Origin of the sequence: Hyphomicrobium facile, from assembly GCF_900116175.1 — a bacterium.
Classification (GTDB): Bacteria; Pseudomonadota; Alphaproteobacteria; order Rhizobiales; family Hyphomicrobiaceae; genus Hyphomicrobium_B; species Hyphomicrobium_B facile.
In genome coordinates this window covers 966,661-980,897 of record NZ_FPCH01000003.1, presented here as the reverse complement: position 1 = coordinate 980,897, position 14,237 = coordinate 966,661, and the positions used below count along the sequence as shown (strand labels likewise).

Genomic DNA, 14,237 nt, shown 5'->3' with positions numbered 1-14,237 from the left:
CACGCTCGATAGCTTCCAGCGCATTTAAGGCCAGCGATCACTTGCCCGCCGTTACGCCCCGATGCTCCCCAACCCACTTCGTGGCTTTCGAGCACGGCGCAAGAAACGCCGTGCTCCGCGCGCCAGGAACGAACGTTCCTGATTTCAGTCTAACTTTTTCACCGTATCGCTGGCACCACTTTTCCTCAAAACGCGCGCCTGCCCTCTTTCAGGAGACAGCTCAGCGCCCAACTGCTTCAACGCGTCGGACGTGTCGAACCTCTCGAGCATGATTTCAATCAAGACCGGTCCGTCGTTTTTTGCCTGGGCGTGCGCGAGTGCATCCTCGAGTTCGTCTTCGGTTGTCACTCGCCGGCCCCAGCCTCCGCCGAAGACCTCCGGTAGCTTGTGATAGGCCCATGGTTGAATGTCGTTATAAGGCCCCTCGTGGATGACCCGTTCGGTTGTGTAGCCGTCGTTATTCAGGAGAAGCACGATGGCGTTGCTGTTTCGTCGGCAAAGCGAAGAGAGTTCCTGGGCCGTCATCTGAAATGCGCCGTCACCGATGAACGCGACCGGCCGTCGCGACGGATCGGCGATCGCTGCGCCGAGCGTCGCGGGAAGTGCATAGCCGATCGAGAGGTAAAATGCCTGGCCGATAAAGCCGACATCGTGGTGCATCACGAGATCGGCAGCGAGGAAAATCGAGTCACCGGTTTCCGCAATGACCGTCGTGGTCTCACCGATGAAGGCATTGATCCGCTTTGCGACGCGGCTCACTGTCAGGGCGCGGCCGGGCTCGACGGTAAAGCTGGTGTCCAATAACCGCGAAACGCTCGTGAAGGGAGGATGAGATAGACCACCCTTTGGCATGCGGTCAGCCAACCCCACGACCACATCGCCGATCCACACTTGTTCGTATACATGTTGGCTGATCTTCAAGCGCCCGGAGTTCGCGAGGATCATGTGACGACCCTCGAGCCGGCCGGTGTACACACCGAAGTTGATATCGCTGATCCAGGCACCAAGGCACAGCAAGACGTCACAATTCTCAACAATGTCTCGGATCGTCGGACGCGAGGTTCCGCCCTCATAGACACCGATCGCCTGCGGATGAAGTTCGGAAATTACCGTCTTTCCGAGCAGCGTAGTCGCGACCGGCAGGGCGCTCGCCTCAACAAGCCGGCGGAATTCTTGCATCAAGCCGTAACGATGCAGTTCGACGCCACCCAGAATAACCGGTCGGCGCGCCGTTGAGAGAAGCGACATCACCTCATCGAGCGCCTCCCTCAGTGCATCAGGATCGGACGGCGGCCGGGCAGGCGCAGCGAAGGTGCCCGGCGCTTGGCACGGCCGATCAACCATATCGACAGGGATCTCGATCATGATCGGCCGCTTTTCGGCAATGCAGAGGGCCAGCGCACGATCGATCCGCTGTGGCGCATCGACGGCATCGTCTAACAACACAGAGGCCACCGTGATGTGCGAATAGGCATGCTGCATTGTTGCGACATCCCCTACGCCGTGGTGCAACAGCATGGGGGAACGGCGTTGCATCGTGCGCGGCCCGCCGACCAGGACGACCAGCGGCACTTGCTCCGCGTAAGCGCCTGCCACAGCGTTCATGGCGCTGAAGCCACCCACTCCCCACGTGACGCAAATGCAGCCGATGCCGTTGATGCGAGCATAGGCGTCTGCGGCGTAGCCGGCGTTGAGTTCATTACAGGTGCCGACGAATTCGATACCGGACTCGATGAGACGGTCCATGAACGTCAACACATAATCGCCTGGCACGCCGAACGCGTGCTTGAGACCGGCCTGCTTCAGGCGGTCGATGAGATATGTAGCAACCGTCGCTTGCATCGTATTCCTAGTTAGGTGGCAAATCAGAAAGCATCACACAACCTTAGAGCCAGTGAATTCAATTCCTGGACGATCAGCGCTGTCAGCCCGCATATGTTTCGAAAATCGCTAGCGCACGCTACACTATAATGAGAACTCCAGCGCGGCAGTCCCGATTGTTGCTAGTCGGAGCGATGGGATTTCAACAATGCAGGAAAGCAGCGGCAGCTCACCTCGCATCTCCGGTGTCCTTCTGGATCTAGGGGGCGTCATTTATGTGGGCAGTACTCCCATCGAAGGAGCACTTGCGGCTGTCGAGCGGCTGCGCCATGCCGGTCTACCGCTCCGCTTCATCACAAATACGACCAGACGCTCAAAGCGTCAGGTAATGGACGATTTGTGCCGAATGGGTCTGCGTGTCTCAAACGACGAGCTGTTGACGCCGGCCATTCTAGTGCGGGCATACTTGGAAAAGCATATGCTATCGCCATTCCTGGTCGTTCATCGCGAATTGGAAGAGGACTTTGCCGATCTCCCTTCTGACCGCGCAGAGGCGGTCGTTGTCGGAGACGCGGGAGAATACTTCACCTACGACCGTCTCAATCGCGCTTACCGGAAGATCACGGAGGGCGCAGAACTTTTGGCGCTCGCAAAGAACCGAAACTTCAAGGACGCGGATGGCGAATTGAGCCTCGACGCCGGCCCATTCGTCGCCGCTCTCGAATTTGCGACCAACAGTCGAGCCCTGCTGTTTGGCAAACCGTCATCGGATTTCTTCGGCGCTGCCGTCGAAGATCTCGGATATCCCGCGAGCAAGATCATCATGATAGGGGACGACGCAGAAGCCGATGTTGAAGGCGCGATCTCTGCAGGCTTGATGGGCATTCTCGTTCGAACCGGCAAGTATCGTCCTGGAGATGAATCCAAATTGCCCTCTGCTCCCGACCTCGTCGCCGAAAATCTCGAGGAGGCAGCTCAATGGATTTTGGCTCACCGTTAACCTGATGCCGGCGGCTCCGGCAATTTTCCTCCTTCGCCCGAGCGTTCGCCGAGATGGCCTAGGAGGTCCATCGGCAGCGGAAAGACGATAGTCGACGAGCGCTCGCCGGCGACGTCGTGGAGCGCCGCGAAAAAGCGCAGCTGCATTGCCTGCGGCTCCTGCGCCAGTATGTGACCGGCCTCGACGAGCTTCTCCGCCGCCTGCTGCTCACCTTCGGCGTTGATCACCTTGGCGCGGCGGAGGCGCTCGGCCTCGGCTTGCTTTGCGATAGCGCGCACCATGTTCTCGGCGAGATCGATATCCTTGATCTCGATGTTCGCGACCTTGATGCCCCAGGCGTCGGTCTGCTGATCGAGAATCTCCTGGATGGCAGCGTTGAGCTTGTCGCGTTCGGCCAGCATCTCGTCGAGCTCGTGCTTACCGAGTACGGAGCGCAGCGTCGTTTGCGCGAGCTGGCTGGTCGCAGCCATGAAATCCACGACCTTGATGATCGCCCGTTCGGGATCGATGATTCGGAAGTAAAGCACGGCGTTGACCTTGACCGAGACATTGTCGCGCGAGATCACGTCCTGCGGCGGCACGTTGTGCACGACGACCCGAAGATCGACCTTCACCATCTGCTGCACGAAGGGTACGAGGATGATGAGGCCGGGGCCCTTGATCCCGGTGAAACGGCCGAGCGTGAAAATCACGCCACGCTGATATTCGCGCAGAATGCGGATCGCCGCGGACAGGAAGATGAAGAGAATTACGGCGACGAGCAGGTAGGGCAGATAATCGAGCATCATGGGGGCTCTCCTCCGGCGGCTGCCGCGTCCGCCCGGCGCCGCACAATCAAGGTCAGGCCGCTAACGGTCGCCACCTCGACCGTCTCCCCGGGAGCGAAGGTTTCGTCGCCGCGGGCCTGCCAGCGCTCGCCGTTGGCGCGCACGTGGCCTTCGCCCGCCCGCCAGTCGAGGACCTTCGCCGGCAGACCGTGCATTGCCTCGCCGCCAACGCGCGGCGGCCGGCGGCGAGCCCGCCAGAGAGCGCGGCCGACGAAGACGACAAGAGCGAAGACCAGCACACTGGCGAGCGCGACGACAGCCGGCGACAGGTGGAAGCCGGGCGCCTCGACCTTGAACAGCATCGCCGTGCCGAGCAGGAAGGCGGCGAGACCGCCGAGACCGAGGATGACGGTCGGATTGAAGGCCTCGACGATCAGGAAGGTTAGCCCGAGCAACATCAACGCGAGACCGGCATAGTCGATCGGCAGCAGGTTGAGCGCATAGAGGCCGAGAAGAAGCGCGATGGTGCCGACGACGCCGGGCGCCACCGCGCCGGGGCTGGTGAACTCGAAGATCAAGCCGTAGATGCCGACGAGCAGCAAAATGACGGCAACATTCGGATCGGTAATGACCGAGAGCAGACGGATGAGCCAGCCCGGTTGCAGCGTCTCGACGGTGAGGCCGCGGGTCGCCAAATGCTCCGAGGCTCCACCCGTCACGGCGACCGTACGGCCGTCGATCTTCGCCAGCAGCTCGGTCGGGTCTGCGGCGACGACATCGATCACGCCGGCCTGCAGCGCGGCATTGGCCGAAAGGCTCGCAGCCTCGCGCACCGCCTTCTCCGCCCAGTCGGCATTGCGGCCGCGCAATTCGGCCAGGCTGCGGATGAAGGCGACGGCGTCATTGGTCATCTTCGCCGTCATGGCGTCCTGCGAGGGCGCCGGCGTCGCGCCCTTGTCGCTGCCGCCCTGGTCTCCCCTATCAGGCTGGGTGTCAGGCTGGGCGGGAAGGCCCGGCATGGGGGCGCCGATCTCGACCGGCGTCGCGGCGCCGAGATTGGTCCCAGGCGCCATGGCCGCAACATGCGTCGCATAAAGGATGTAAGTGCCGGCACTTGCCGCATGGGCGCCGGACGGGGCCACATAGCCGATGACAGGGATCGGCGAGGCGAGCACGTCGGCGATGATCTCGCGCATGCTGGTGACGAGGCCGCCGGGCGTGTTGAGGCGCAGGATGACAACTTCAGCGCGGCGCTCATCTGCCGTCACCAGCGCCTCCTTCACGTGCCGGGCGGTAGCGGGGCCGATCGCACCGTCGATATCGATCTCAAGGGCAAGCTTGACGGAACTCGCCTTGTCGGCCGCGAAGGGCGGCGAGAAGGTCGCCACTGCAGCGGCGAAAGCCGCCGCAACGAGAAGGGGTGCGCGCTCCAGTTTCACGCCCATAGCTCCCTGCGAAGCCGATCGCGCCATGCGAGAAGCCCACACGAAAGCAGTCAACGCCGCTGCGGATCTACTTATCGAGCGAGCAGCGGCTGAAGTCCGCAAACCTACGCACACGCATCTCCGGCCCCGTCAGGGCAACGAGTCGAAACGTGCTGGCTCGCCTTATAAGCCTGCCGTTCCGCTTCGTCGGCAGCCCGGCGAAAGTCGTCGGCTTCCTTTTGCCAGGCGAACTCATGGTCGAACAGGGACGGAGAGAGGACGAGGACCGCGAAAAATGACATGTGCTCAAGCATCTCCAGCGACGACATTTCGCGCTCAACACTCCGCGCGTCGGCCGTCTCGTAGATGATGCTTTGCGGAAGAGTGGTCCCCATTGGAACACCCTCCAGGCAACACCGGCTCCAAACGCCGGCATTCCATAAAAAACATGGGAAGATCCTGCGAGGGATTCAATGCCCCGGCCTTTACCGGCCGAAGATAATCACACCGTAACGGATCACGCAGCTGCCGCCGTCGGGCGCTCGATCCGATCCGAACCTCCCGTCACGGTAGGCCCATCGCCAGCGCACTTTTCGCATCGTTTCGGAGGGCCTCTAGAGCTAAGATCGCATCGTCGACAAAACGATCAATCTCGGCTGCCGTCATCAAATGCGGAGAAATCGGTAGATCAGCCGCCCGGCTCATGGCGCTGGATTTCACATAGATCTGGACGAACGCCGCTGACGGACGGGCGTCGTCATCGCCTGCTGAAAAATGAAACCCAAACCGACCCTTTGTTTCTTCGATTTGCATCTCGCGTCTCCCACAATCTAGGCGCGCTAGCGCTTCGGACGAACCGGCCAGCATGCTTCAACTCATGCTTCAGCTCGACATCGGTCCGCATTTACGCGACCGCTGAGGGTAGCCCGCCTCCATGAGGACCAATAGCGCCGCCCCCCGCTCGCCCGCTTGTGAATCAGCGGTCGCCTTTGATGTAATGTTCGAGCTGCTCGATAATGAATTTTTGATCCGCGATGACGTTTTTGACGAGATCGCCGATCGAAACCAAGCCGATAACCTCCGTGTGCTCAATGACCGGAAGATGGCGAACGGCCTTCGCGGTCATGATTGCCATGCACTCTTCTACGGTTTGATCGAGCCGAGTGCAGATGACTGTAGTCGACATGATCTCCCGCACCAGCGTCCTGGGAGAGGTCCGCCCCTTCAACACGACCTTCCGGGCGTAATCTCGTTCAGTGATGATCCCGGTGAGAATGCCGCCGTCGATAACGACTAATGCCCCAATCCGATGCTTCGCCATCATCTCAAGTGCGACCAGCACTGAAGCGTCTGGATGAATGTGATGGACTTCACGCCCTTTCTGGGCGAGCACATCTCTCACGGTTGCCATCTTGGGTCACCTCTCGAAATCTCCGGCAACCATCAACGAGCATCTCAAAAACTGCAGCCAATTCGGAGGCTCATACGCCCCATCCAGTGACTGCTAGGACTTGCCCTGTCACTCCGGCAGATGCGTCGCTCGCCAGAAATGCAACGGCTTGAGCAACATCATCGCGTTTCGCCCAATGCTTGAGATCTTTAGGCTTCATCGCAGCGATGTTGGATTCCGTATCTACTAAGCCCGGCGCCACAGCGTTGACACGGATGCCCACGTCACGTCCTTCGAGTGCGAACGTTCTCGTGAGCGCCTCGATGCCCGCTTTGGCGCAATTGTAGGCGACCATATTGGCCTGAGGCAGCCCGGCCCGGGCGAAGTTGATGATGGTTCCACCCCCACTATCCCGCATGCGGACAAAGCCGGCGCGCGAGCACAAGAATGACGACAAAAGATTGTTGTTCATCTCATGCTGCCAGTCATCCAAGGAGTGCTCCACAGCCGGTTTGTAACGCGTGAGCCCGCCCGCCAAGTTCACCAGAATATCGATGCGACCGTACTCTCGAACCATCCGATCGATCGCTTCATTCACTTGTTGCTCGTTAGTCAGATCGGCAGGTAGCGCCAGAACCCGAGCATCACGTGAGCGTAGCTCAGCAGCCCGCGCCTCGACATTGGCTCGATTGCGAGCCGAGATCGCGAGACTCGCGCCAAGGTCAGCGAGCGCTTGGGCTACTGCTACCCCGACCTGTCCGCTTCCACTAACACCCGTAACAAGAGCACATTTGCCGTCCAACCCGGTTGCCATGGCCATCTCCTTTGGCGTTACGTTTCTTGCTCGGCCAGCAAACTAGCTGTCAGTCCGCGTGCGGAACGAAAGCAACATGGGCGACCTTGCTCTCGACAGTTGTGACACCTTCAACGCCTTGCAGCAAACGCACCGCATCGACGATCATCTGTTGATCTGTCGTCGCTCCCGTGAGCAGCACCTTGCCGCTGAAAACGTGCACATCAAGGCAATTTTGAATGGACTTGGCGCCGAACCGTCGATCCATGGCGGCTCGCGCCCGAAACAGGATGACCTGATCCATCAGCACGTTGCGGGATCGCGCGGTCTCCTGAAATGTCGAGCTCTCCACCAGGCGAACGATATGTTCGACGCAGTCTTCGACCGGGACCCGTGCGGTATTGAGCACGATCGCATAGAGCGACGGATCCTCCCAGTCGATGCCAAAAAGCCTTTGCATCGTTCCGTTGTGAGCGGCGTCGCTGCGCTCGATTTCCCGCCGCGCGTTCTCGGCGATGCCAACGCCGAGCCGCTCCATCAGGACTCTTTCACGAAATAGCATCGGCGCGCAGATACGTACGCAGACGACATGCGGAACAGATTTCAGGAGATAGGTGGCGCCCCAGCCCCTGATCAGCACGTTTCCCTTTAGCGCCAGCTCCAGAATCTCTTGAGCGGTACACCGGGACATTTGCTTGCGATCGAGCGTCCACCGCTCCAACAACGACGTCTCGCCTTCGAGAAATCGATGCACGTCGCTTTCCGGCATGCCGGCTCGTTCGGCGATGTCGTGCTCGACGATCTCATGGTGAACAATGGCAAGCCCCAATCGCTTTGCTAGGCCCGCCGCAACTTCGCTCCCGCGCGTCGCCATCTCGCGCGTCATGGCAATGACAGCCATTGTATCCTCCTTTGCGGCATCGCGTGCCGGAGGATGCGCTTGCAGGCCCGATGGCCCGCAAAGGTACTTAGAGCTCGCGCTCGCCGCCCAATGAATCCAATCTGAAGAATTTTAGGCCATTGTTTCCGCCATCGCAACTTGTACGGAGTGTCTTGGCAAGGTTACCGACGCTGGCCCAGGCGGACCGCCCCACACACGCGATGGGCGTATTGCATTGCGGTAACGCGAGCGATCGATCAAATTTTTCGATTCAGGCTCCAGCGTCCTTGAACGCGTTCGACGAACAATTACCTCACATACACCGATGCGAATTCCCATGATGGGACTCGCGATGTCAGCCGAAGGAGGTTGGCAATGGATGCAAGGCAAAACATCACAAGCGATTGGCAGGACTCGGTCAACGTCCTGCTGGGAATTGCACTGTTCATCTCGCCTTGGGCACTAAACTATGCAACGGAAGCCAACGCTGCACTGAATGCACACATCGTCGGGGCCGTCATCACGTTGCTGGCTCTGGCGGCTCTGTTTGCCTTCCGCGTCTGGGAGGAGTGGATCAGTGCAGTCTTGGGAGCTTGGCTGATCGTAGCGCCATGGGTGTTGAGCTTCAGCGGCCATGCGGTAGCGACGCGCACAAGCATAGCGATCGGCATCGCAGCAATCGTCCTTTCGCTGTGGTCGGCGAACGAGCACACTTCAGGGCATATGAGTGCCGGAGGTTGAGGGAGCGGCCCGTTCATGGCCGCCCTTATATGTCGTGAACGGGATCGACATAGCAGCTTTGTCAGGCGATGCGCTCGCTTGGTGAAGAAAGAGCTGCTGTACCCTGACGCGCTGGCAAATGCCAAAGAGACGCTGCACGCGACAGCATCCCATGAGGAGGCGGCCTACAGAGCTTGACCCGCCACCCAGCCGCTGGCCCAAGCCCATTGAAAATTATAGCCGCCCAGCCAGCCGGTCACATCTACCGCTTCGCCAATCGCGTAAAGTCCGCTCACGTTCCTTGCTTGCATGGTCTGCGAAGACAGCTCGTCGGTGCTGATCCCGCCGGCCGTGACTTCGGCTTTGGCGAACCCTTCGGTGCCGGTGGGGCGAAAGCGCCAGTCGGAAAGCCGCCGCTGAACCTGTTCAAGCATTCGGTCGGGAGTGTTTGCGAGCTCCCCCTTGAGCCCTGAGCGCTCAGCCAGAGCTTCGGCGAGACGCGCAGGCAACGCATGCGCCAGCACGGAGCGCAGCGCGGAACGGGGGTAGCTGCGCTTTGCGTCGAGGAGCCAGGCCGATCCGAGCTGTGGCAGAAAGTCGATGCCGATCTCCTCGCCGGGCGTCCAGTACGAGGAAATCTGCAGTATGGCCGGACCCGACAGCCCCTTGTGGGTAAATAGCGCCGCCTCGCGAAATGCGACGTTGCCACATCGCGTCATGACATCGGCCGAGACACCCGACAGCGACTGGAACAGCGACTCGTCTTTCCCAAGCGTCAGCGGCACAAGCGCAGGTCGGGGCGCGAGGACCGCGAGACCGAACTTGCGGGCAAGATCGTAGGCAAATCCGGTCGCCCCCATTTTCGGTATGGACAGGCCACCAGTTGCGATCACAAGTGCGGGCGCGGTGGCCGTCTCATCACCACAGCTGACGCGGTACGTCCCATCTGCGTGATCCACCGCGCGCACACTGCATCCAAGCCTCAGCTCGACGTGTCCTTTGGCGCACTCATCGAGAAGCATGGCGACGATCTGCCTGGCCGAGCCGTCACAGAAAAGCTGCCCCAGCGTTTTCTCATGCCAAGATATGTGATGGCGCTCGACCAGGGCGATAAAGTCTTCGGGGCGAAAGCGGCGCAGCGCCGACTTGGCGAAGTGGGGGTTGGCTGACAGATACCGCTCGGCCGGAGTATGGAGATTGGTAAAATTGCAGCGGCCGCCGCCCGAGATGAGGATCTTCTTTCCCGGCTCGTCGGCATGATCAATCAAGAGAACCTTGCGTCCGCGCTGGCCCGCAGTGAGGGCACACATCATCCCCGCACCACCTGCGCCTAGTATGATTGCGTCGTAACGACTGGATGCTCTAGTGCTCACGGATCTGCTGCGCGACCTCTCTTGACCTCAGCTTTAGTCAGAGGCTGCATCAATACTGTTCCATTGAGTGCGGCAACCCCGCAAATTGCCCTCCGGCAGACGTCCTCTCGATCGCCGACGAGGAACTTTGGGATATTGGGAAAGTAGCTCCGCGACACCCGACGTATAACCTTCCAGGTGGTCGGCCACATGAGCGGCTCGAGCATCACGGATCAGGAGGCAAATATGGCAAACGTCCTGTCCGCCAAAGAGCAGAACCTAATGGATGCGTATTGGCGCGCCGCCAATTACCTGTCGGTCGGCCAGATCTATCTCTATGACAACCCGCTGCTCAAACAGTCCCTCACAAAGGAACACATCAAGCCGCGGCTCCTTGGTCACTGGGGAACGACACCCGGTTTGAACTTCATCTACGTGCACCTGAACCGGATCATCAAGAAGCTCGGCCTTGACATGATCTACATCACCGGCCCCGGACACGGCGGGCCGGGGATTGTCGCCAATGCCTACCTCGAGGGGACCTACAGCGAGGTTTATCCGAATATCACTCGCGACGAAGAGGGCATGAAGCGCCTGTTTACGCAGTTCTCATTTCCTGGCGGCATCCCGAGTCACGTGGCACCCGAGACGCCCGGTTCGATTCATGAAGGCGGCGAACTCGGATACGCGCTGTCGCATGCCTACGGGGCGGCCTTTGATAACCCGGATCTGATCGTTGCCTGTGTCGTCGGCGATGGTGAGGCGGAAACCGGGCCGCTGGCAACGAGTTGGCATTCCAACAAATTTCTCAACCCGGCGTCCGATGGGGCGGTTTTGCCGATCCTTCACCTCAACGGCTACAAGATCGCCAATCCCTGCGTTCTCGCCCGGATTAGTCATGAGGAGCTAGATCACCTGTTCCGCGGCTATGGCTACACGCCGTACTTTGTCGAGGGGCATGAACCGGCAACGATGCACGAGCTGATGGCCTCCACCCTCGATAAGGTCTTGGGTGAAATTCAGCGCATCAAGGCCGACGCGCGGCAGAATGGTTTTGGCGAACGGCCCCGCTGGCCGATGATCGTACTTCGCACGCCCAAGGGCTGGACGTGCCCGAAAGAGATCGATGGTAAGCGCACCGAGGACTACTGGCGCTCGCACCAAGTGCCAATGGGCGAGATGCACGAGAATCCAGCACACGTGCGCATTCTCGAAGAGTGGATGAAGAGCTACAAACCGGCCGAACTCTTCGACGACAGCGGCCGTCTGCGGCCGGAGTTGGCCGATCTAGCGCCTCGCGGCACACGCCGCATGAGCGCCAACCCGCACACCAATGGCGGATTACTCCTTCGCGAACTGCGGCTTCCGAATTTCCGCGATTATGCGGTCGACGTGCCAAGCCGCGGCGCCGTTTTCGCGGAATCCACGCGGGTCATGGGCCGGTTCCTGCGCGATGTGATGAAGCTGAACCTAGAGGAACGAAATTTCCGGCTCTTCAGCCCCGACGAGAACAACTCGAACCGCTGGCAGGATGTGCTCGAAGTCACCAATCGTGCCTGGGTCGCAGAGACAGTTCCTTGGGATGATCATCTGGCGCCTGACGGGCGAGTGATGGAGATGCTAAGCGAGCACCAGTGTCAGGGCTGGCTGGAAGGCTATCTCCTGACGGGCCGACACGGATTCTTCTCATGTTACGAGGCGTTCATCCACATCATCGATTCGATGTTCAACCAGCACGCCAAGTGGCTGAAGGTGTGCAATGGCATTCCGTGGCGGCGACCTATCAGTTCACTGAACTATCTTCTGTCGAGCCACGTCTGGCGCCAGGATCACAATGGCTTCAGCCACCAAGACCCTGGGTTCCTTGATCATGTGGCCAATAAGAAGGCCGAGGTGGTCCGCATCTATCTCCCACCCGATGCCAACTGCTTGCTGTCCGTCACCGATCACTGCCTGCGCAGCCGTAACTACGTCAACGTCGTCGTCGCCGGAAAGCAGCCTGCACCTCAGTGGCTCACCATGGACGAGGCGATCAAGCACTGCGAAGCTGGACTGGGCATCTGGGAGTGGGCCAGCAACGACCGGGGTGGCGAGCCTGATGTCGTAATGGCGTGCTGCGGCGACGTTCCGACATTGGAAACTCTGGCCGCCGTCGACCTCCTGCGAAGGCACGCCCCCGATCTGAAAGTGCGTGTCATCAACGTCGTCAATCTGATGAAGCTGCAGCCGGCCAGCGAACACCCGCATGGTCTCTCCGATCACGATTTCGACGCTCTGTTCACAGCCGAAAAGCCGGTCATCTTCGCCTTCCACGGCTACCCGGCACTCATTCACCGGCTGACCTACCGGCGAACGAACCACAAGAACATCCACGTGCGCGGATACAAGGAAGAGGGTAGCACCACGACCCCGTTCGACATGTGCGTCCTGAACGACCTCGACCGTTTTCACTTGGTAAGCGACGTGATCGACCGAGTGCCGAAGCTCAGGGAGCGGGCCGCTTACGCCAAGCAAGCCATTCGCGACAAGCTCATCGATCACCGGGAATACATCTGCCGCTACGGTGACGACATGCCCGAGATCACCGGCTGGCGGTGGGGACAGGAAGCGGGCTCCGCTGGAGTTCGGTCGACAGAAGCTGACAACGCTTGAACGTGCGGAGGCGAGCGTGAACGTGTTCGCGATCAGGCACGGAGAGACAGAGTGGAGCCTTAGCGGCCAGCACACTGGGTCGACCGACATCCCCCTGACCGACAATGGCCGGCGCCTGGCTGAGCGAATGCGGTCCGTACTGTCGCGGAACGCCTTCAAACTGGTTCTGTGCAGCCCGATGCAGCGAGCCCGAGAGACCTGCGAGCTTGCAGGCTGCGGCGATAACGTCGTCATCGATTCCGACCTCGCTGAATGGAACTACGGGGACTACGAAGGGTTGACGCCGAAGCAGATCCGCGAAGTCGCGCCGGGCTGGCTGATTTTCCGGGATGGATGCCCGGGTGGCGAGACGCCGGAACAAGTAGGTGCGCGCGTAGACCGAGTGATAGCCCGGGCGCGCGCGGTCGGCGGCGACACCGCTCTGTTTGCGCACGGGCACGTGCTGCGCGTGCTCGCGGCGCGTTGGATCAGGTTGTCTCCCAGCGCCGGTCAGCATTTTCTGCTGGATACGGGCACGCTGAGTGTCCTCGGCTACTACCGGGATATCCCCGCCGTGCGCGTTTGGAATGGACCCATCATCGACTGAACCTAAGAGGAGCGCGATCGATGGAGCACGTCATCACCCGAGACCTTTACGATGCTGTCCTCCTGGATCTCGATGGCGTGATCACGGACACTGCCAGCATGCATGCCGCATGTTGGAAAGAAATGTTCGACGAGTACCTTAAGAAGCGGGCGACTGAGCGAGGGGAAGACTTTCGCCCCTTCGACCCCGCGACGGACTACCGGCTCTACGTTGACGGCAAGCCCCGCTTCGACGGCGTTCGCGACTTCCTCGCGTCTCGCGGTATCGCGCTTCCCGAGGGAAGCCCCGACGATCCACCGGATGCCGAGACAGTCGGCGGACTGGGCAACCGCAAGAATGAATTGGTCAACAAGATCATCGAACGGGAAGGAGTCGAGCCTTACGAGGGAACCGTGCGGCTCGTTCATCAGCTTCGCGACAGCGGCTTCAAACTCGGCGTCGTCACGTCCAGTCAGAACTGCAGCGCTGTTCTAAAGGCCGCCAAGTTGGAAGACTGTTTTGACATGCTCGTGGATGGCAATGTGGCCCGTGCGGAGCATTTGGCTGGTAAGCCGGCGCCGGATACCTTCTTGACAGCGGCACGGCTGCTTGGGGTTGAACCGGCACGAACGGTTGTCATCGAGGACGCCATCTCAGGCGTCCAGGCTGGCTCGAGAGGACACTTCGGACTTGTCATCGGCGTCGCCCGCGGGGGCAATGCCAAAGAGCTTGAGCGCGCCGGCGCGCGTCTCGTGACGAACGATCTGGGCGAACTGGTTGAAACGCCGTCGTCTCACGCTGCCTCCTGAGAGGTTTCAGTCCCATGCTGCCAACGGGACGCGAGCATTTTCCGAACTCTGCCCTGGCGAAGAG

The 14,237-nt window shown here is 60.4% G+C and carries 14 protein-coding genes; 5 read left to right on the top strand and 9 right to left on the bottom strand.

Going from position 1 to position 14,237, the window contains the following annotated elements; genetic code table 11:
- Nucleotides 1-144: 144 nt before the first annotated feature.
- Nucleotides 145-1,842, bottom strand: a complete 1,698-nt coding sequence (locus tag BM399_RS17795) for an alpha-keto acid decarboxylase family protein (RefSeq protein WP_092869040.1) — start codon at nucleotides 1,840-1,842, stop codon at nucleotides 145-147.
- Between the two features lie 187 nt (nucleotides 1,843-2,029).
- On the opposite strand from BM399_RS17795, the gene BM399_RS17790 reads away from it, so the two are divergent.
- Entirely contained in the window at nucleotides 2,030-2,821 is a 792-nt protein-coding gene (locus tag BM399_RS17790) for a TIGR01458 family HAD-type hydrolase (RefSeq protein ID WP_244531332.1), read from the top strand.
- On the opposite strand, the gene BM399_RS17785 is transcribed toward BM399_RS17790, so the two are convergent.
- The 7 genes from BM399_RS17785 to BM399_RS17755 all read right to left on the bottom strand — a co-directional run bounded on the left by BM399_RS17785 (nucleotide 2,818) and on the right by BM399_RS17755 (nucleotide 8,096).
- Complete coding sequence (locus tag BM399_RS17785) at nucleotides 2,818-3,609, bottom strand: slipin family protein (RefSeq protein ID WP_092869038.1); 792 nt, start codon at nucleotides 3,607-3,609, stop codon at nucleotides 2,818-2,820. The two genes, BM399_RS17790 and BM399_RS17785, sit on opposite strands and share 4 nt — an antisense overlap.
- On the bottom strand, nucleotides 3,606-5,027 hold the full coding sequence (locus tag BM399_RS17780; RefSeq protein WP_425284095.1) for an NfeD family protein: 1,422 nt from the start codon (nucleotides 5,025-5,027) through the stop codon (nucleotides 3,606-3,608). Before BM399_RS17780 ends, BM399_RS17785 begins: the two co-directional genes overlap by 4 nt.
- A 110-nt stretch (nucleotides 5,028-5,137) precedes the next feature.
- Nucleotides 5,138-5,407, bottom strand: a complete 270-nt coding sequence (locus BM399_RS17775; protein ID WP_092869036.1) for a hypothetical protein — start codon at nucleotides 5,405-5,407, stop codon at nucleotides 5,138-5,140.
- 169 nt (nucleotides 5,408-5,576) lie between these two features.
- A complete protein-coding gene (locus BM399_RS17770) occupies nucleotides 5,577-5,825 on the bottom strand; it encodes a hypothetical protein (RefSeq protein WP_092869035.1) in 249 nt (82 codons plus the stop codon).
- A gap of 163 nt (nucleotides 5,826-5,988) precedes the next feature.
- Nucleotides 5,989-6,423 (bottom strand): CBS domain-containing protein, encoded by a 435-nt coding sequence (locus tag BM399_RS17765; protein WP_092869034.1) that lies wholly within the window; start codon nucleotides 6,421-6,423, stop codon nucleotides 5,989-5,991.
- A 70-nt stretch (nucleotides 6,424-6,493) separates the two neighbouring features.
- Complete coding sequence (locus BM399_RS17760) at nucleotides 6,494-7,216, bottom strand: SDR family NAD(P)-dependent oxidoreductase (protein WP_177228201.1); 723 nt, start codon at nucleotides 7,214-7,216, stop codon at nucleotides 6,494-6,496.
- 49 nt (nucleotides 7,217-7,265) lie between these two features.
- Entirely contained in the window at nucleotides 7,266-8,096 is an 831-nt protein-coding gene (locus BM399_RS17755; RefSeq protein WP_092869032.1) for a cytidylate kinase family protein, read from the bottom strand.
- Nucleotides 8,097-8,450: 354 nt separating this feature from the next.
- On the opposite strand from BM399_RS17755, the gene BM399_RS17750 reads away from it, so the two are divergent.
- Nucleotides 8,451-8,816: an SPW repeat protein gene (locus BM399_RS17750; protein ID WP_092869031.1), complete on the top strand. Its 366-nt coding sequence runs from the start codon at nucleotides 8,451-8,453 to the stop codon at nucleotides 8,814-8,816.
- 164 nt (nucleotides 8,817-8,980) lie between these two features.
- On the opposite strand, the gene BM399_RS17745 is transcribed toward BM399_RS17750, so the two are convergent.
- Nucleotides 8,981-10,168 (bottom strand): BaiN/RdsA family NAD(P)/FAD-dependent oxidoreductase, encoded by a 1,188-nt coding sequence (locus BM399_RS17745; RefSeq protein ID WP_280140585.1) that lies wholly within the window; start codon nucleotides 10,166-10,168, stop codon nucleotides 8,981-8,983.
- Nucleotides 10,169-10,393: 225 nt separating this feature from the next.
- On the opposite strand from BM399_RS17745, the gene BM399_RS17740 reads away from it, so the two are divergent.
- From BM399_RS17740 to BM399_RS17730, 3 genes are read left to right on the top strand one after another with little or no spacing between them, the layout of a single operon-like run.
- Nucleotides 10,394-12,799 carry a phosphoketolase family protein gene (locus tag BM399_RS17740; RefSeq protein WP_092869196.1) on the top strand — a complete coding sequence of 802 codons (2,406 nt, stop codon included), beginning with the start codon at nucleotides 10,394-10,396 and terminating at the stop codon, nucleotides 12,797-12,799.
- A 16-nt stretch (nucleotides 12,800-12,815) separates the two neighbouring features.
- Nucleotides 12,816-13,385, top strand: a complete 570-nt coding sequence (locus BM399_RS17735; RefSeq protein ID WP_092869029.1) for a histidine phosphatase family protein — start codon at nucleotides 12,816-12,818, stop codon at nucleotides 13,383-13,385.
- A gap of 20 nt (nucleotides 13,386-13,405) precedes the next feature.
- A complete protein-coding gene (locus BM399_RS17730) occupies nucleotides 13,406-14,173 on the top strand; it encodes an HAD family hydrolase (protein ID WP_092869028.1) in 768 nt (255 codons plus the stop codon).
- Nucleotides 14,174-14,237 lie beyond the last annotated feature (64 nt).

Bases quoted from the DNA above. Each gene is read 5' to 3' on its own strand.
- BM399_RS17795 (WP_092869040.1), bottom strand. From the start codon at position 1,842: ATGCAAGCGACGGTTGCTACATATCTCATCGACCGCCTGAAGCAGGCC.
- BM399_RS17790 (WP_244531332.1), top strand. From the start codon at position 2,030: ATGCAGGAAAGCAGCGGCAGCTCACCTCGCATCTCCGGTGTCCTTCTG.
- BM399_RS17785 (WP_092869038.1), bottom strand. From the start codon at position 3,609: ATGATGCTCGATTATCTGCCCTACCTGCTCGTCGCCGTAATTCTCTTC.
- BM399_RS17775 (WP_092869036.1), bottom strand. From the start codon at position 5,407: ATGGGGACCACTCTTCCGCAAAGCATCATCTACGAGACGGCCGACGCG.
- BM399_RS17770 (WP_092869035.1), bottom strand. From the start codon at position 5,825: ATGCAAATCGAAGAAACAAAGGGTCGGTTTGGGTTTCATTTTTCAGCA.
- BM399_RS17765 (WP_092869034.1), bottom strand. From the start codon at position 6,423: ATGGCAACCGTGAGAGATGTGCTCGCCCAGAAAGGGCGTGAAGTCCAT.
- BM399_RS17760 (WP_177228201.1), bottom strand. From the start codon at position 7,216: ATGGCAACCGGGTTGGACGGCAAATGTGCTCTTGTTACGGGTGTTAGT.
- BM399_RS17755 (WP_092869032.1), bottom strand. From the start codon at position 8,096: ATGGCTGTCATTGCCATGACGCGCGAGATGGCGACGCGCGGGAGCGAA.
- BM399_RS17750 (WP_092869031.1), top strand. From the start codon at position 8,451: ATGGATGCAAGGCAAAACATCACAAGCGATTGGCAGGACTCGGTCAAC.
- BM399_RS17740 (WP_092869196.1), top strand. From the start codon at position 10,394: ATGGCAAACGTCCTGTCCGCCAAAGAGCAGAACCTAATGGATGCGTAT.
- BM399_RS17730 (WP_092869028.1), top strand. From the start codon at position 13,406: ATGGAGCACGTCATCACCCGAGACCTTTACGATGCTGTCCTCCTGGAT.